This window comes from Methylobacterium crusticola, assembly GCF_003574465.1.
In the GTDB taxonomy this organism is placed as follows: Bacteria; Pseudomonadota; Alphaproteobacteria; order Rhizobiales; family Beijerinckiaceae; genus Methylobacterium; species Methylobacterium crusticola.
This window is the reverse complement of sequence record NZ_QOWC01000006.1, coordinates 24258-41080: the sequence shown is the minus strand read 5'-3', so window position 1 is coordinate 41080 and position 16823 is coordinate 24258. Positions and strand designations below refer to the sequence as shown.

Below are 16823 nucleotides of genomic sequence, written 5' to 3'. Positions count from 1 at the left end.
TATCACATCGAACCCGCGACGCATGCCGCGCCCGCCAGCCGACGCAGCGAAGACGCCTGGGCACGCGCTTCCTTTAGCACGGCGCGCGCGGGTGCATCGACGACCCAGCCCGTCAGCCGGTCGGCCACCGCCCGATATCATCGTCCTGTGGCCATCATGTGACCACACCGCCCCGCCACGCGCGGAACAGGCAAGGCCCAGTGCCGGCAGGAGGCGGATGCAGTGCGTTTACCATGGCACGCCGCGGCGCGATCAGCCGTTCCTTGGTTTTGCGAGGCGCTCGACGAAAGCATCACAGGCCGACTTCGCAGCCGCACATCGAACCTCCACGCGCATCTTGTATCCATCACCGACGGGCTCGGGGATCTGGCACGCGACGGCGGGATGCGCAGGATTCGCACGCCTTGTGAATATGTATGAAGCCAATCTCTGTTTGTCCAAATAGATCACTGCCATAGCATCATCTGCGACTGGCTGATTTCTTGTTTCCAACATCAGACTTACACCTAGTTTCTCCAATGAATCGAATTGCCTGCCACACAGCATATCCGCAACGGCCTTACTTGGAACACTCACTGTCGTGAGCACGACGGCTGCGAGGACGTAGACCGCGTCCCTCTTTCGCGAGATCGCCATGCTCATCACCCCGGCTGAATATCAAGCGCTAGTTTATCTGGTCATTTTAACGCGATATGCTCTTTGTAAAAAAAATAGAAGACCCAAAAAAACGTCGATAATCCAATGATAATGGCGATCAATAAGAATCCTACGCCAATCAATGTTTTGTAACTTTGAATAAACAATGTGGTACTGCTTATGAATTTGTACGCTGTTACTAGAACAACAGCAATGACAGACGCTAAAAAACCAAATACAGTTAGAACAAGATAATTCGTTTTGGAGACAAACCTAAACAAAATGAATATGAAAAACCAAAATATCGGCAGAGGAGCGAAAAATAACGAACTTGTTATCCATGTCCATATCCAGATCCCAGAATGAAACCTGTAAACGGCAGAAGTATTTTGTCCATCAATCGATAGATATGAAAGCGACGCCCACGTTAGAACTGAGAACCCGGTTGCAATGATATAGGATGATGATATCGTTAGAATTAATACTATGATAAATTTCGTCTCATGTAGCACATTATCGTGAGGTGTACTTCGATAACGAGAATGTTGAACGGAATGCCACATTCTTTATCTATTAAAAAATGGATGTTGATACAATTAATTACAACAAGCATCAGATGCTGTCAAACAATTCCGATCTGAACGATCAAGTTGTTGTTTTTGTTTAATGCAACTTCCTGTATCAAAATTTGATCAAACCCTACTGATGCGGCAATACGTAGCGGAAATCAGTGCCATCCTGAAGCATTATCCCATGTGGCAGGCACTGCGTAATCACTGAAGAACCCCGGCAGTCCCATACTCTCGCCGACAGTCAGGGCACTCCATGCACCGCTGCTATTTTCCATCCGCGTGCGAGCCACGAAACCTGAACTAGGAAGGCGGCCTCCATCAGCGGAAAAACCGGGCGTCCGTCCGTTTGTGATCTACGCAGAGCCGACGCCAGCCGCATACCAGATATCCAGCCTTCGCCGCTGCTCGCGACGAAACAATGATTGATCTGTGGGTCCCGCAGATTATCGGAGCATAAATCAAGGACCCCAGATACCAAAAAACTCTCTTGCGCGTACCAGAACCTCAGATCGTCTGGTTGTAGGCGCCGACCTGCGGGTTCTCGCGCAGGATCGCGTCGAGACCGTGGAACATCGCCTTGAGGCGCGCCTCGGAGACCGGGCTCTCGACCACCACCACCAGCTCCGGCTTGTTGGAGGAGGCCCGCACCAGGCCCCAGGTGCCGTCCTGCGTCATCACCCGCACGCCGTTCACCGTCACGAGGTCGGTGATCGCCTCGCCGGCCACGGGCTCGCCCGCCGCCTGCATGGCGCGCAGCCGCGCCGTCACGGTCTCGACCACGCCGTACTTCACCTCGTCGGCGCAGTGCGGCGACATCGTCGGCGAGCCCCAGGTCTTGGGGAGCGCCGCGTAGAGGTCGGACAGGCTGCGGCCGGGGTTGCGGTCGAGCATCTCCAGGACCGCGATGGCCGTGAGCAGGCCGTCGTCGTAGCCCCGGCCCACCGGCTCGTTGAAGAAGAAGTGGCCGGACTTCTCGAAGCCCGCCAGGGCGTTGAGCTCGTTGACGCGGCGCTTGATGTAGGAGTGGCCCGTCTTCCAGTAGTCGGTCACGACCCCGCGCCCGCGCAGCTCCGGGTCGGTGGCGAACAGGCCGGTCGACTTGACGTCCACGACGAAGCGCGCCCCGGGGTGCTGGAGCGAGAGGTCGCGGGCCAGCATGACCCCGACCTTGTCGGCGAAGATCTCGTGGCCCTTCTCGTCCACCACGCCGCAGCGGTCGCCGTCGCCGTCGAAGCCGAGGCCGAGGTCGGCGCCGGTCTCCCGCACCGTGTCGGCGATGGCGTGCAGCATCGCCATGTCCTCGGGGTTGGGGTTGTAGCGCGGGAAGGTGGCGTCCGCCTCGACGTCGAGGGGCACCACCTCGCAGCCGAGGGCCTCGAGCAGGCCCGGCGCGAAGGCGCCCGCCGTGCCGTTGCCGCAGGCCGCCACCACCTTGATCTTGCGCGTGAGCGGCCTGGCCCGGGCCAGGAGGTCGTCGAGGTAGACCTTGGGGAAGCCCTCGACGAACTCGTAGGCGCCGCCGCTGCGGTACTGGAACGCGCCCGAGAGCACGATCTCCTTGAGGCGGCTCATCTCGTCGGGGCCGAACGTCATCGGGCGCTCGGCGCCCATCTTGACGCCGGTCCAGCCGTTGTCGTTGTGGGAGGCCGTCACCATGGCGACGCAGGGGCAGTCGAGGGCGAACTGGCCGAAATAGGCCATCGGCGAGAGGCAGAGCCCGATGTCCTTCACGCGCAGGCCGGCCGCCTGCATGCCGGCCACCAGCGCGAGCTTGATCGCGGCGGAGTAGGCCCGGAAGTCGTGGCCCGTGACGATGTCGGGCCGCACGCCGCGCTCGTGGATCAGGGTGCCGAGGCCGAGGCCGAGGGCCTGGACCCCCATCAGGTTCAGGTCCTTGGGGAAGAGCCAGCGGGCGTCGTACTCGCGAAAGCCCGTGGGTGCGACCAGAGGCAGGGCCTCGAACGCGAAGGTGTTCGGGGTCAGCGACGGGTGCGGCTTCGGAAACATCGACGGCCCTCGGGGAATGCTCGGATGGGTTGCGTCTCTAGCAGATCCCCGCAGCCGAGCCAAAACCGGCCCGGCCGGGTGCCGGCGCCGCGGGGGCGTCCCGCGGGCGGTCGCCCGTGTTATTCAGGCCGCCGCCGGGGCCCGCCCGGCCCGGGGGCCGCCCCCGGAAGGCCGGGCCGGCCCGCATCCTGCATCGGCGCCGGCCCCGAGACGACGAGGGTGACAGAGTGCCGACACGGACCGGACCGCGCCCGCCCGCCCTGCCGCCGGGGGGGCCGGCATGACCGTCGTGGTCCTGGGGGGTGCGGGCTTCGTCGGGCTCAACCTCGCCCGGGCGCTGCTCGCCCGGGGCGGCGCCGTGCGGCTCCTCGACCGCGCCGCCCCTCCGCCCGCGCTCCTGCGCGCCCTCGCGGCGCCGCCCGGGGCGCTCGAGGTGCGGACGGGCGACGTCACCGATCCGCGGGCGGTCGCCGAGGCGATCGGCCCCGGCACCGACGCCGTGGTGCTGGCCGCCGCCGTCACGGCGGACGCGGCCCGCGAGGCGGCGGCCCCCGGGGGCATCCTGGCCGTCAACCTCGACGCCGTGGTGCCGGCGCTGGAGGCCTGCCGGCGGGCGGGCGTGCGCCGCGTGGTCAACCTCTCCTCGGCGGCCGTCTACGGCGCCGCCCGGGCCGACCGCCTCGCCGAGACGCTGGCACCCGAGCCCGAGAGCCTCTACGCGGTGACGAAGTTCGCGGCCGAGAAGGTGGTGGCGCGGCTGTGCGCGCACTGGGGGCTCGACGGGGTCAGCGCCCGGCTCAGCGCCGTGTTCGGGCCCTTCGAGCGCGACACGGGCTGGCGCGACACCCTGAGCCCGCAGGCGCAGATCTGGGCCGCCATGGCGCGGGGCGAGGCCGCCCTGCTGCCGCGGCCGGGCCTGCGCGACTGGCTCTACGCGCCCGACGCCGCCGAGGCGGTGGCGCGGCTGATCGCGGCGCCGCGCCCGGCGCACCGCCTCTACAACGTCTCCGCCCCGGAGGCCTGGCCGGTGCTCGCCTGGGGCGAGCGCCTCATGCGGGCGAGGCCCGGCTTCGTCTGCCGCCTCGCGCAGCCCGGCGAGGCCCCGACCATCGCGCTCCACGGAGACGCCGACCGGGCGCCCCTCGCGGTCGCGCGGATGCGCGACGAGTTCGGCTGGCAGGCGGCGCACGGCCCGGCCTCCTCCCTCGACCACCTCGTGGCCTGGCATCACGGCGTACAGGAGCGTGCCGCGTGACCCTGGAAGGCAGAATCGCCGTCGTCACCGGCGGCGGCTCCGGCATCGGGGCGGCGACCGCCCGGCTCCTCGCGGAGGCGGGCGCCCGGGTGGCGGTGATCGACCGCGACCGGGACGCCGCGCAGGCGAGCGCGGCCGCGATCGCCTCGGCCGGCGGCACGGCGCTCGCCCGCGCCTCCGACGTCGGCGATCCGGCGGCCTCGCTCGCCGACGCGGCGGCGGTCGCCGCGCAGTGGGGCGGGATCGACGTCCTGGTGGCGGCGGCCGGCTTCTCCTGCGGGGGCACCGTCGAGACCACCGACCCGGCCGACTGGGACGCGGTCTTCCGCACCAACGTCGGCGGCACCTGGCTCTGGGCGCGGGCCGTGATCCCGAGCATGCGGGCGCGGGGCGGCGGCGCCATCGTGACGCTCGCCTCCCAGCTCGCCCTGGCGGGCGGGCGGGGCAACAGCGCCTACATCGCCGCCAAGGGCGCGATCCTGAGCCTGACCCGCACCATGGCGCTCGACCTCGCGGGCGACCGCATCCGGGTCAACGCCCTCGTGCCGGGCGCCATCGAGACGCCGATGCTGGCGCGCAGCTTCCGCCGGGCCGCCGACCCGGACGCCGTCCGGGAGGCCTCGCGGGCCCGCCACCCCCTCGGGCGCTTCGGCCGGGCCGAGGAGGTGGCCCGCGCGGCCCTGTTCCTGGCCGGCGACGCCTCCTCCTTCACCACCGGGGCGGCGATCCCGGTCGACGGCGGCTGGCTCGCCGCATGAGCGAGGCCTGCCGCCCGCGCCTCGACGCCCTCGCGGCCCGGATCCGCGACGACCTCGCCCGCACCGCCCACCCGCGCGCGCCCTGGCTCGCCCCCCGGGCCGGGCCGGACGGCGCGCCCGCCCGCGACGTGATCGTGGTCGGGGCCGGGCAGTCGGGCCTCGCGGTGGCGTTCGGGCTCCTGCGCGCGCAGGTGACGAACATCCTGGTCCTCGACCGGGCCGGGCCCGGGCGCGAGGGGCCCTGGCTCACCTACGCCCGGATGCGCACCCTGCGCAGCCCCAAGGATTTCACGGGTCCCGACCTCGGCCTGCCGAGCCTCACCTACCAGTCCTGGCACGAGGCGCGGTACGGGGCGGCGAGCTGGGCCGACCTCGGCCTGATCGCCCGGGAGGACTGGGCCGCCTACCTCGCCTTCGTGCGCGAGGTGACCGGCGTGCCGGTGGAGAACGGCGCCGCGGTGTCCGGGATCGCGCCCGCCGGCGGCCTCCTCGCCGTGACGGCGGCGGACGGCCGGGTGTGGCACGCCCGCAAGGTCGTGCTCGCCACCGGCCAGGAGGGGGCCGGGCGCTGGTCGCTGCCGCCCGCGCTCGCCGGCCTGCCGGAGGCGCGGCGCGCCCAGGCGTCGGAGCCCATCGACTTCGCGGGGCTGGCGGGCCGGCGCGTCGCCGTGGTGGGGGCGGGCGCCTCGGCCTTCGACAACGCCGCCACGGCCCTCGAGGCGGGGGCGGCGAGCGTCCACCTGCTCTGCCGGCGGCCCGAGCCGCAGGTGATCCAGCCCTACCGCTGGCTCACCTTCGCGGGCTTCCTGCGCCACCTCGGCGACCTCGACGACGCCTGGCGCTGGCGCTTCATGAGCGCGATCCTGCGGATGCGCGAGGGCTTCCCGCAGGCGACCTGGGACCGCTGCGCGCACCACCCGCGCTTCCGCTTCGAGCCCGGGGCGCCGGTCCTGTCGGCCGCCCTGGCGGACGACGCGGTCGTGCTCGCGACGCCGCGGGGCCGGCTCGCGGTCGACTTCGTCATCGCGGCGACCGGCATCGAGATCGACTTCGCGGCCCGGCCCGAGCTCGCGGCCTTCGCGCACAACATCGCGACCTGGGGCGACCGCTACGACCCGCCGGAGGAGGAGCGGGACCCGCGCCTCGCCGCCTACCCCTACCTCGCCGACGACTACGCCTTCGTGGAGCGCGAGCCGGGGCGCACCCCCTACCTCGCCGACATCCACCTGTTCGGCATCGCCTCGACCATGAGCCACGGCCCCTCGGGCTCCTCGATCAACGCCATGACGACCGCGGTGCCGCGGCTGGTGGCGGGCCTCACCCGCGGGCTGTTCGTCGCCGACCTCGACCGCCACTGGGCGGATTTCCGGGCCTACGACGTGCCGCAGGCGGTGCTCCAGGGCCGCCGGCCCGACCCCCGCGACCCCCTCGGCGCGCCCGAGGCGGGCCCGGCGCCGAGCCCCGGCCGGCACGGGGCCCGCGCGGAGCCGTAACCGCGCGGCCTCCCGCGGCGAAGAATCCGGCCCGCGGCGGGGAAGCCCGCGCCGCGCCGGCGCCCCCGCCCGATCCCCCGCCCCATGAGAGGACCGCCATGCCGCGCGCCCGACGCCCCGCCCCGCTCCCCGCCCTCGCCGCCCTCGCCCTCGCCGGGGGGCTCGGCCTTGCCGCCGCGGGCGGCCTCGTCAGCGCCGGGGAGGCGGGCCGCCGCCTGCCGGAGGCCATCGTCCCGGCCCGCGGCGAGGCGGGCCTCCGAACCGCCGTCCTGGCGGGCGGCTGCTTCTGGGGGGTGCAGGGCGTGTTCCAGCACGTGCGCGGCGTGCGCCAGGCGGTCTCGGGCTACGCCGGCGGCGACCGCGCGAGCGCCGATTACCGCGCGGTCTCGTCGGGGCGCACGGCCCACGCGGAGGCCGTGCGCGTCACCTACGACCCGGCGGTGATCCGCTACGACGAGCTCCTGCGGATCTTCTTCTCGGTCGCCCTCGACCCGACGCAGGTGGACCGGCAGGGGCCGGACGCGGGGCCGCAATACCGCTCGGCCCTGTTCCCCCTGGACGACGAGCAGGCGCGCGTCGCCCGGGCCTATATCGGGCAGCTCGACGCGGCCGGGACCTACGCCCGGCCCATCGCCACGCGGATCGAGCCGGCCGCCGCCTTCTACCCGGCCGAGGATTACCACCAGGACTACATGGCCCTGCATCCGACACACCCCTACATCGTGGCGAACGATGCCGGAAAGGTGCGCGACCTCGCGCGCCTCTTTCCCGAGTACGCGGCGCCGGCCCCCGTCCTCGTCGGCCGCCCGCCGGCCTGATGGCGCGCGCGCCGGCCGGGGGGCGGGGCCGCGGGCCGCCCTCCCCATCGCCCCTGGAATGTGATTTGCTTGATCTCCGGCGCGATCACACGCAGGAAGGGATCGGCGTGACGAAGACCAGCATACAGGCCCGCGGCCTCGCGGCGGCGGCGCTCCTCGCGGCCAGCCTCGGCACGGTGGGCGCGGCCCGGGCCCAGAGCCGGGCGGAGACGCTGCGCTACGTCACCGGCGCGGCGGTCAACACCCTCGACCCGACGATGCCGGGCACCACCCGCGAGGCCTTCGCCATCAGCCTCAGCACCTACGACCGGCTCGTCACCTTCGGCCGCAAGAAGCTCGGCGACAGCTTCGTGTTCGACCTCGACAGCGTGCGCGGCGAGCTCGCCGAGCGCTACGAGGTCAGCCCGGACGGCCTCACCCTCACGTTCGTCCTGCGCCCCGACGCGAAGTTCCAGGACGGCACCCCGGTCACCGCCGAGGACGTGAAGTGGTCCCTCGACCGGGCGGTGTCGGCGAAGTCGCTCGCCGCGCCCCAGCTCCTCACGGGCTCGCTCACCAGCCCCGACCAGTTCAAGGTCGTCGATCCCCGCACCTTCCAGGTCACCCTGCCGAAGCCCGACCGGCTGGCGCTGCCGAACCTCGCGACCGTCTACGCCATCATCATCAACGCCCGGGCCGCCAAGGCCCACGCCACGCCCGAGGACCCCTGGGCGCAGGGCTGGCTCAAGGACCACGCCGTGGGCAGCGGGGCCTACAGCGTCGACGTGTTCAAGCCCGGCGAGCAGGTCGTGCTCCGGCGCAGCGAGGCCTGGACCGGGGCGGCGCCGGACAAGCCCGCCGGCTTCAAGCGCATCATCGCCCAGACCATCCCCGACCCGGCGACCCGCGCCAACCTCGTGGAGAAGGGCGACGCCGACATCGTCATCGACCTCCAGGCGAACGACGCCCAGGCCCTCAAGGAACGCGGCAAGCTCAAGGTGATCGCGACGCCGCAGTTCAACGCGCTGACGCTGATCTCCTTCAACACCCGCCTGCCGCCCTTCGACAAGCTGGAGGTGCGCCAGGCCGTCGCGTCCGCCCTGCCCTACGACGCGATGTTCAAGGCGGCCCTGTTCGGCCGCGGCAAGCCCCTGTTCGGCGCCACCTGGGGCGAGGGCGACCCCAAGCCCGTGTTCCCGGTGCCCCAGCCGGTGACGCTCGACCTCGACAAGGCGAGGACGCTCCTCGCGGCGGCCGGGCTGCCGGACGGGTTCTCCACCACCTTCAGCTTCAACCTCGGCCAGGCCGCCACCGCCGAGCCCATGGCGGCGCTGATCCGCGAGTCGCTGGAGAAGATCGGCGTCAAGGTCGAGATCCAGAAGCTGCCCGACGCGCAGATGTCGACCCAGATCAGCGAGAAGAAGCTGCCGTTCTTCACCGAGGGCATCGTCGCCTGGCTGCCCTCGCCGGACTACTTCTACCGCAACTTCTACACCGGCAACCAGCGCTGGAACTACAGCTCGGTCGACGACCCGGTGATCAACGAGCTGGCCAACAAGGCCCGCTTCGAGCGTGACGCCGCCAAGTACGACGAGGACGCCCGGGCCCTGAACCTGCGCCACCTCGCCCTGATGCCGCAGATCCCGATCTGGCAGCCGAACCAGGACGCCGTGATGGCCCCGTCCGTCGAGGGCTACACCTACCAGTTCCACCGGCAGGTCGATTATCGCGACCTGTCGCGCAAGTAGCCGGATGAGCGCGGTCTCGGGCATCGCCCGGCGCGCCGGGCGGCGCCTCCTGTCGTCGCTCCCGGCGCTCCTTGGCGTCCTCGTCCTCACCTTCCTGCTGATGCGGGTGCTGCCGGGCGATCCCGCGGTGTTCTTCGCCTCGGGGCCGAATGCCGGCCAGGCCGAGATCGAGGCCATCCGCCACCAGATGGGCCTCGACCGGCCGGTGCCCGAGCAGCTCGTGCGCTACCTCGGCGACGTCGCGACCGGCAACCTCGGACGCTCGATGACCACCGGCCAGCCGGTGCTCGCCGACCTCCGCCAGCGCCTGCCGGCCTCTCTGGAGCTCACCGTCACGGCCCTCGTGCTCGCGCTCGCCCTCGCGCTCCCCCTCGGGATCGCCGCGGCCCTGCGGCCCGGCTCGGCGGTCGACCACGCCGTGCGCTTCCTGTGCGCCCTCGGGGTCTGCGTGCCGACCTTCGTGTCGGGTCTGCTCCTGATCTACGTCTTCTACTACCTGCTCGGCCTCGCCCCCGACCCGACCGGGCGCATCGACGTCTTCGCCTCGAGCCCGCCCGACATCACGGGCTTCTACCTCGTCGACTTCCTCCTCGTGGGCGACCTCGAGGGCTGGCGCACCGCCGCCGGCCAGCTCGTGCTGCCGGCCCTCACCATGGCGCTGTTCGTGCTCGCGCCGCTGGCGCGCATCACCCGCGCCTCGATGCTGGCGGTGCTCGGCGCCGACTTCGTCCGCACCGCCCGCTCCCTCGGCCTGCCCCGGCGCCGGATCGTCGTCACCTACGCGCTGCGCAACGCGATCCTGCCGGTGCTCACCATCGCGGGCATCGTGTTCTCCACCATGCTGGGCGCCAACGTGCTGGTGGAGAAGGTGTTCTCCTGGCCGGGCGTCGCCTCCTACGCGCTCGACGCGCTCTTGTCCTCCGACTACGCGCCGGTGCAGGGCTTCGTGCTCCTGATGGCGAGCCTGTTCGTGCTCGTGAACCTCACGGTCGACGTGCTCTACGGGCTGGCCGACCCGCGCATCTCGGTCGAGTGAGGCGCCCCATGAACGTGCTGAGCCAGCCCCTCGCGCGGCCCGCCCGGCCGAGCACCCTGCGGCACGCCGCCTTCGTCCTGCGCCACAACCCCGTCACGGCGCTCGCCGCCGCGGGGGCGGCGGGGCTCTGCCTCGTCGCGCTTCTCAGCCCCTGGCTCGTCCCCTACGACCCGGTCGCCTCCGACGTCTCGGTGGCGCTCCAGGCGCCGAGCGCCGCCCACTGGGCCGGAACCGACCAGCTCGGCCGCGACGTGCTGAGCCGGATCATCGCGGCGACGCGCCTCGACCTCGCCATCGCGCTCTCGGCCGTCGGCCTGTCCTTCGCGGCCGGCGCGGTGGTCGGGGCGCTCTGCGGCTACGCCGGCGGCCGGCTCGACCGGGTGGTCGGGCGCGTGGTCGACGTGCTGATGGCCTTCCCGCTCTTCGTCCTGGCGATGGCGCTCGTCGCGGCCCTCGGCAACCGGGTCGAGAACATCGTGGTGGCGACCGCGATCATCAACCTGCCGTTCTACGTCCGCTTCGCCCGGGCGGAGGTCAACGTGCGCCGCGACGCCGGCTACGTCGAGGCGGCCAGGGCCGGGGGCGAGGGCCATGTCGGGGTGGTGCTGCGCTTCCTCCTGCCCAACGTGCTGCCCGCCATGGCGGTGCAGATCTCGCTCAACCTCGGCTGGGCCATCCTCAACGCCGCCGGCCTGTCCTTCATCGGCCTCGGGGTGCGGCCGCCCACGCCCGAATGGGGCATCCTCGTCGCGGAGGGCGCGCGCTTCATCACCACCGGCAAGTGGTGGCTCGTCGCCTTCCCGGGCCTCGCCCTGATGCTGGCGGTGCTCTGCTTCAACCTGCTGGGCGACGGCCTGCGCGACATCCTCGACCCGCGGATGCGCACCTGATGCCGGCGCCTCCCCTCCCGACGCCACTCCTCCCGACGCCTCCCCTGGCGGCGCCCCTGCTCGCCCTCGACGACCTGCGGGTCACCTTCGCGACCCGCCAGGGCCCGGTCGAGGCCCTGCGGGGCGTCACCCTGGCGGTCGCGCCGGGCGAGACCCTCGGCCTCGTCGGCGAATCGGGCTCGGGCAAGTCGGTGACGGCCTTCGCGGCGGCCCGCCTCCTCGACCGGGCCGGGCGCATCGCCGGGGGCCGCATCCGCTTCCGCGGCGGCGACGTCACGCGCCTCTCGGCGGCCGACCTGCGGGCGGCGCACGGGGCGGCGATCGGCATGATCTTCCAGAACCCGCGCGCGGCCCTCAACCCGATCCGCACCGTCGGGCGCCAGCTCGCCGACGTGCTGCGGGCGGGCGGCCTCTCGGGCGCGGCGGCGCGCCGGCGCGCCCTCGAGAGCCTGGAGGCGGTGCGCATCCGCGACGCCGTCCGGCGCCTCGACGCCTACCCGCACGAGCTCTCGGGCGGCATGTGCCAGCGGGTGATGATCGCGCTCGCGCTCGCCGGCGCGCCGGCGCTCCTGATCGCCGACGAGCCGACGACGGGCCTCGACGTCACCACGCAGAAGACCGTGATGGACCTCGTCGCGCGCCTGATCGCCGAGCGCGGCATGGCGATGATCCTGATCACCCACGACCTCGGCCTGGCGGCGCAGTATTGCGGCCGCATCGCCGTGATGGAGGCGGGCCGCCTCGTCGAGGAGGGCGCCCCCGACGCGCTCTTCGCCGCGCCGCGCCACCCCTACACCCGCCGCCTCGTCGCCGCCTCGCCGACCCCGACCTCGACGCTCGACGCGCTGGTGCCGGAGGCGCCGCGCGCGGTGCCGCTGGCGCCCAGGCCCAGGCCCGCCCCCGGCACGCCGCCCCTCCTCGAGGTGCAGGGCCTGGGCAAGCGCTTCGCCGGCGCCGTGGCGGTGGAGGACGTCTCGTTCAGCCTCCGGGAGGGCGAGAGCCTCGGCCTCGTCGGCGAATCGGGCTCGGGCAAGAGCACCACCTCGCGGATGATCTGCCGCCTCCTCGACGCCAGCGCCGGCGAGATCCTGTTCGAGGGCGGCTCGATCGGCGGCATCCCGGCCCGGGACTTCCACCGCTCCCCCCACCGCCGCGCGATCCAGATCGTCTTCCAGGACCCGACCGACAGCCTCAACCCGCGCTTCAGCGCCTTCGAGAGCATCGCCCACCCGCTGCGGCGCCTGACGGACCTGCGCGGGGCGGCGCTCCACGGGCGGGTGGTCGAGAGCGCCGAGCGCGCCGGCCTCGGCCTCGGCCTCCTCGAGCGCTTCCCCCACCAGCTCTCCGGCGGCCAGAAGGCCCGCGTCGGCATCGCCCGGGCCATCGCGGTGCGGCCCCGCCTCCTGGTGCTCGACGAGCCGACCGCGGCCCTCGACGTCTCGGTGCAGGCCGGCGTGCTGCGCCTCCTCGACGATCTGCGCCGGCAGGACGGCCTCGCCTTCCTGTTCGTGAGCCACGACCTCAACGTGGTGCGGATGATGTGCGAGCGCACCATCGTGCTCCAGGGCGGCCGCGTCGTCGAGGCGGGCCCGAGCGCCGAGCTGTTCCGCGCGCCCCGGACCGCCTACACCCGCGAGCTCCTGGCCGCGATCCCGCACTTCCGGCCGGGCGTCCCGCGGGAGGCCGTCGCCGGGGCGGGGTCGGTGGCGTGAGACCACCCCCCCGCGCGGGCCCGCGCGGGCCGGGGCCGACGGCGCCCGCCGCCCGGGCCGGGGTCCCGCCCGCGGCGCGGCCCGGCGCGCGCCGCCCTCGCCCTTCACCCACCCCGCGGGCCCAGCCCCAGGAGTTCCCATGCGCGTGATCCGCACCGCCGCCGCCCAGCTCGGGCCGATCCAGAAGGCCGAGGACCGGGACAGCGTCGTCGCCCGGATGATCGCCCTGATGGACGAGGCCAAGCGCCAGGACGCCGACTTCGTCGTCTACCCGGAGCTCGCCCTCACGACGTTCTTCCCGCGCTGGTACCACGCGGACCGGGCCGAGGCCGACCCCTGGTTCGAGGCCGCGATGCCCAACGCCGCGACCGCGCCGCTCTTCGCCCGGGCCCGGGAGCACCGGATGGCGATGTCGTTCGGCTACGCCGAGCTCACCCCGGAGGGGCGCCACTTCAACACCTCGATCCTGGTCGACCGCGACGGCCGCATCGTCGGCAAGTACCGCAAGGTCCACCTGCCCGGGCACGAGGAGTACGACGACGCGCGCAGCCACCAGCACCTGGAGAAGCGCTACTTCGAGCCCGGCGACCTCGGCTTCCCGGTCTGGCGCATGCTCGGGGGCATCCTGGGCATGTGCATCTGCAACGACCGGCGCTGGCCCGAGACCTACCGGGTGATGGGCCTCCAGGGCGTCGAGATGGTGGTGCTCGGCTTCAACACGCCGTCCGTGAACGCGCAGCGCGGCGCGGAGGGGCTCGGGCAGCGCCTGTTCCACCACCGCCTCTCGGTCCAGGCCGGCGCCTACCAGAACGCCACCTGGGTGGTGGCGGTGGCCAAGGCCGGCGACGAGGACGGCCACCACCTCACCGGCGGCACGCTCATCGTCGACCCGAACGGCAGCGTCGCGGCCGAGCTCGAGGGCGAGGCGGACGGCGTCATCGTCCACCCCTGCGACCTCGACGAGACCCGGTTCGGCAAGGAGACGATCTTCGACTTCGCCCGCCACCGCCGCGTCGAGCATTACGGCCGCATCACCGGCCAGACCGGCGTCGTGCTGCCGGAGTGAGGCCCTCAGCCCACGGCGACGAGGCCGAGCGCCATCGCGACCGCCGCCTGGGTCGGGTCGATCACCGGCACGCCGAGCTCGTCCTCGAGGGCGCGCCGGTGCGCCGCCATGCCGGCGCAGCCCATCACGACGGCGCCGGCCCCGTCGCGGTCCCGCAGGTCGCGCCCGACCGCGATCATCCGGGCGAGGGTGTCGCGCCCGCCCGCGGTCTCGGCCACCGACATCTCGAGCGCCCGCTCGCCCGCGAGCCGGTCGATCACCGCCATCTGGCGGAGCTGGCGCAGGTGGCGCGGGATCGAGCGGGCGCGGATCGCGATCACCCCGAACCGGTCGGCGCGGGCGAGCGCGGTCAGGACGCCGCACTCGGCGATGCCGAGGACCGGCCGGGGGGTCGCCTCGCGGCAGACATGCAGGCCCGGATCGGAGTAGCAGGCGATCACGGTGGCGTCCGCGGCCTCGCGCACCACGAGGTCGCGCAGCGGCAGCGTCACCCGCTCGACGTCGGCCTGGGTCTCGATGCCGAACGGGCCTTCCGCGAGGGTGCGGCACGCGATGGCGATGTCCGGCCGGGCGAGGGGCGCCAGCGCGGCCTCCAGCCCACGGGTGACCGCGTCGTTGGAATTGGGGTTGATGACGAGGATGCGTCGCGCGGCCGGCATGGGACCTCCGGGTGTGCCAAGGCCCGATCCTAGCAAGTTTCGGGCGCGCGCGAGGTCTGGACGAGGAGCGTTGCGATGACTGAGCCTGCCTTCGACACCGTGATCCGCGGCGGCACCGCCGCCACCGCGAGCGACGTGTTCCGGGCCGATATCGGCATCCGGGACGGGCGCGTGGCGGCCCTCGGCCTCGGCCTGCCGCCGGGCCGGCGCGAGATCGACGCCGCCGGCAAGCTGGTGCTGCCGGGGGGCGTCGACAGCCACGCCCACATCGAGCAGCTCTCGGCCTCAGGCCTCATGAACGCCGACACCTGGGAGAGCGCCACCCGCTCGGCGGCCCTCGGCGGCACCACGAGCGTCATCGCCTTCGCGGCCCAGCACGTCGGCATGGACCTCGCCCGGGTGGTGGAGGATTACGCGGCCCTCGCGGCCCGGGGCGCCGTCGTCGACTACGCCTTCCACCTCATCATCGCGGACGCGACCGAGAAGGCCCTCAAGGTCGACATCCCGGCCCTGGTGCGGGCCGGGCACACCTCGCTCAAGGCCTTCATGACCTACGACCGCCTGCGCCTCGCCGACGAGGCGCTGCTCGACGTCATGGCGGTGGCCCGCGACGAGGGGGCCCTCGTCTGCGTCCACGCCGAGAACCACGGGCTCATCGCGTTCGCGAGCCGGCGGCTGCTCGCCGCCGGCAAGACCGCGCCGAAGTACCACGCCGAGAGCCATCCCCGCCTGTCGGAGACCGAGGCCTTCGAGCGCGTGGTGCGCTTCTCGCTCTTCCTCGACCAGCCCGTGATGGTCTTCCACGTCTCGACGCAGGAGGGCGCGGCGATCCTGCGCCGGGCCCGCGGCGAGGGCGCCCGGATCCTGGCCGAGACCTGCCCGCAATACCTGTTCCTCACCGCGTCCGACCTCGACCGGCCGGGCACCGAGGGCGCGAAGTGGATGTGCTCGCCCCCCTTGCGCGAGGCCCGCGACCAGGAGGCCCTGTGGCGCGCCCTCGACCTCGGCGACCTCCAGACCGTCTCGTCCGACCACGCGCCCTACCGCTACGACGAGACCGGCAAGCTCTCGGCCGGCGCGAACCCGACCTTCAAGCAGATCGCCAACGGCATGCCGGGCCTGCAGATGCGCCTGCCGCTCCTCTTCGACGCCATGGTGTCGGGCGGGCGCCTGGGCCTGCGCAAGTTCGTCGACCTGACCGCGACGGCGCCGGCGCGGCTCTACGGCCTCAGGGACAAGGGCTCGGTGGCCCTGGGGGGCGACGCCGACCTCTGCGTCTGGGACCCCGCCCGGCGCGTGACGCTCAGCGACGCCATGGTGGCCGACAACACCGGCTTCACGCCCTATGTCGGCCGCACCCTCACGGGCTGGCCGGAGACGGTCCTGTCCCGGGGCCGGGTGATCGTGGAGGAGGGCCGGGTCACCGCGGAGGCGGGCACGGGCGGGCTGATCCCGCGGGGGTGAGGCGGTCCCGGGCGCGCGGCGCCTCCTGAGCCGCGGCGCCTCCTGAGCCGCGGCGCCTCCTGAGCCGCGGCGCCTTGCGCTGCGCGCAGCGCCGGTGGAACAATCGGGCACAACCGCGACCCGGCGGTCCGCCGGGCGAGGTCGCGGCCGGCACCGGCTTTCGCACGCGGCGGCGAGCAAGGGGCGACGCGCCGGGCTGGCTGACGGAGGCGCGCCATGGAGCACGACCCGGCCCCGGAGGACGGCCTCTCGCGGGAGCAGTACGCGGCCATCGCGGCCTTCCGCTACCAGCTGCGGCGCTTCCTCGCCACCAGCGAGGCGGCGGCGATGCAGGCGGGCCTGCCGCCCCAGCAGCACCAGGCCCTCCTGGCGGTGGCGGGCCACGCCGGCGGGGAGCCGCCCACGGTCGGGGTGCTGGCCGACCAGCTCCTGGTCGCCCCCCACACCGCGGCCGAGCTGGTCACCCGCATGGTCCAGGCCGACCTGATGACCAAGACGCCCGCCGTCCGCGACCGCCGCCGCATGGAGCTCGCCCTGACCCGGAAGGCGGAGGCGCTGCTGCGGCACCTGACGGCGGCGCATCTCGACGAGCTCGGCACCCTGGAGCCGGCCCTGGTGCGCGCCCTCGGGCGCCTCGGGCGGGCGCGGCCTTCTCCCTGAGGGCCCCCTCGCGGGCGCCGGGGCGGGACGGCCGGCGGGGCGCCGGCCTGCCCTCCCGCAAGTTGTCCGT

Annotated in this window: 13 protein-coding genes; 11 read left to right on the top strand and 2 right to left on the bottom strand. The window is 72.5% G+C overall.

Annotated elements, in window-relative coordinates; translation table 11 throughout:
• Positions 1-1712: 1712 nt before the first annotated feature.
• Complete coding sequence (locus DT057_RS08640) at positions 1713-3215, bottom strand: phosphomannomutase/phosphoglucomutase (protein ID WP_128561681.1); 1503 nt, start codon at positions 3213-3215, stop codon at positions 1713-1715.
• Between the two features lie 280 nt (positions 3216-3495).
• Between DT057_RS08640 and DT057_RS08635 the strand changes: the two genes are divergently transcribed.
• The 9 genes from DT057_RS08635 to DT057_RS08595 all read left to right on the top strand — a co-directional run bounded on the left by DT057_RS08635 (position 3496) and on the right by DT057_RS08595 (position 13970).
• On the top strand, positions 3496-4470 hold the full coding sequence (locus tag DT057_RS08635; protein ID WP_128561680.1) for an NAD-dependent epimerase/dehydratase family protein: 975 nt from the start codon (positions 3496-3498) through the stop codon (positions 4468-4470).
• Positions 4467-5228 (top strand): SDR family oxidoreductase, encoded by a 762-nt coding sequence (locus DT057_RS08630; protein WP_128561679.1) that lies wholly within the window; start codon positions 4467-4469, stop codon positions 5226-5228. The genes DT057_RS08635 and DT057_RS08630 overlap by 4 nt, the downstream gene beginning before the upstream one ends.
• A complete protein-coding gene (locus DT057_RS08625; protein WP_128561678.1) occupies positions 5225-6721 on the top strand; it encodes an NAD(P)-binding domain-containing protein in 1497 nt (498 codons plus the stop codon). The genes DT057_RS08630 and DT057_RS08625 overlap by 4 nt, the downstream gene beginning before the upstream one ends.
• Positions 6722-6819: 98 nt before the next feature.
• Positions 6820-7539: a peptide-methionine (S)-S-oxide reductase MsrA gene (gene msrA, locus DT057_RS08620; protein WP_128561677.1), complete on the top strand. Its 720-nt coding sequence runs from the start codon at positions 6820-6822 to the stop codon at positions 7537-7539.
• A gap of 107 nt (positions 7540-7646) precedes the next feature.
• Positions 7647-9266, top strand: coding sequence for an ABC transporter substrate-binding protein (locus DT057_RS08615; protein WP_407068127.1), 1620 nt, complete (start codon positions 7647-7649; stop codon positions 9264-9266).
• Positions 9267-9270: 4 nt separating this feature from the next.
• On the top strand, positions 9271-10302 hold the full coding sequence (locus tag DT057_RS08610) for an ABC transporter permease (RefSeq protein ID WP_128561675.1): 1032 nt from the start codon (positions 9271-9273) through the stop codon (positions 10300-10302).
• 8 nt (positions 10303-10310) lie between these two features.
• Positions 10311-11192, top strand: a complete 882-nt coding sequence (locus DT057_RS08605) for an ABC transporter permease (protein WP_128561674.1) — start codon at positions 10311-10313, stop codon at positions 11190-11192.
• Positions 11192-12904 carry a nickel ABC transporter ATP-binding protein NikE gene (gene nikE / locus DT057_RS08600; RefSeq protein WP_128561673.1) on the top strand — a complete coding sequence of 571 codons (1713 nt, stop codon included), beginning with the start codon at positions 11192-11194 and terminating at the stop codon, positions 12902-12904. Before DT057_RS08605 ends, nikE begins: the two co-directional genes overlap by 1 nt.
• 139 nt (positions 12905-13043) lie before the next feature.
• The gene (locus DT057_RS08595) at positions 13044-13970 is read left to right on the top strand and encodes an N-carbamoyl-D-amino-acid hydrolase (RefSeq protein ID WP_128561672.1); all 927 of its coding nucleotides are present in this window, start codon (positions 13044-13046) and stop codon (positions 13968-13970) included.
• A 5-nt stretch (positions 13971-13975) separates the two neighbouring features.
• Here the strand turns inward: DT057_RS08595 and DT057_RS08590 are convergent, their stop codons facing one another.
• A complete protein-coding gene (locus DT057_RS08590; protein ID WP_128561671.1) occupies positions 13976-14629 on the bottom strand; it encodes an aspartate/glutamate racemase family protein in 654 nt (217 codons plus the stop codon).
• Between the two features lie 75 nt (positions 14630-14704).
• Here DT057_RS08590 and hydA point away from each other — a divergent pair, with 75 nt between their 5' ends.
• Complete coding sequence (gene hydA / locus DT057_RS08585) at positions 14705-16093, top strand: dihydropyrimidinase (RefSeq protein WP_128561670.1); 1389 nt, start codon at positions 14705-14707, stop codon at positions 16091-16093.
• Positions 16094-16309: 216 nt separating this feature from the next.
• Positions 16310-16753, top strand: a complete 444-nt coding sequence (locus tag DT057_RS08580; protein WP_128561669.1) for a MarR family winged helix-turn-helix transcriptional regulator — start codon at positions 16310-16312, stop codon at positions 16751-16753.
• Positions 16754-16823 lie beyond the last annotated feature (70 nt).

What these genes read in the sequence shown, in the direction of transcription:
- DT057_RS08640 (WP_128561681.1), bottom strand. Translation starts at nt 3,215, where the DNA reads ATGTTTCCGAAGCCGCACCCGTCGCTGACCCCGAACACCTTCGCGTTC.
- DT057_RS08635 (WP_128561680.1), top strand. Translation starts at nt 3,496, where the DNA reads ATGACCGTCGTGGTCCTGGGGGGTGCGGGCTTCGTCGGGCTCAACCTC.
- DT057_RS08625 (WP_128561678.1), top strand. Translation starts at nt 5,225, where the DNA reads ATGAGCGAGGCCTGCCGCCCGCGCCTCGACGCCCTCGCGGCCCGGATC.
- msrA (WP_128561677.1), top strand. Translation starts at nt 6,820, where the DNA reads ATGCCGCGCGCCCGACGCCCCGCCCCGCTCCCCGCCCTCGCCGCCCTC.
- DT057_RS08610 (WP_128561675.1), top strand. Translation starts at nt 9,271, where the DNA reads ATGAGCGCGGTCTCGGGCATCGCCCGGCGCGCCGGGCGGCGCCTCCTG.
- DT057_RS08605 (WP_128561674.1), top strand. Translation starts at nt 10,311, where the DNA reads ATGAACGTGCTGAGCCAGCCCCTCGCGCGGCCCGCCCGGCCGAGCACC.
- nikE (WP_128561673.1), top strand. Translation starts at nt 11,192, where the DNA reads ATGCCGGCGCCTCCCCTCCCGACGCCACTCCTCCCGACGCCTCCCCTG.
- DT057_RS08595 (WP_128561672.1), top strand. Translation starts at nt 13,044, where the DNA reads ATGCGCGTGATCCGCACCGCCGCCGCCCAGCTCGGGCCGATCCAGAAG.
- DT057_RS08590 (WP_128561671.1), bottom strand. Translation starts at nt 14,629, where the DNA reads ATGCCGGCCGCGCGACGCATCCTCGTCATCAACCCCAATTCCAACGAC.
- hydA (WP_128561670.1), top strand. Translation starts at nt 14,705, where the DNA reads ATGACTGAGCCTGCCTTCGACACCGTGATCCGCGGCGGCACCGCCGCC.
- DT057_RS08580 (WP_128561669.1), top strand. Translation starts at nt 16,310, where the DNA reads ATGGAGCACGACCCGGCCCCGGAGGACGGCCTCTCGCGGGAGCAGTAC.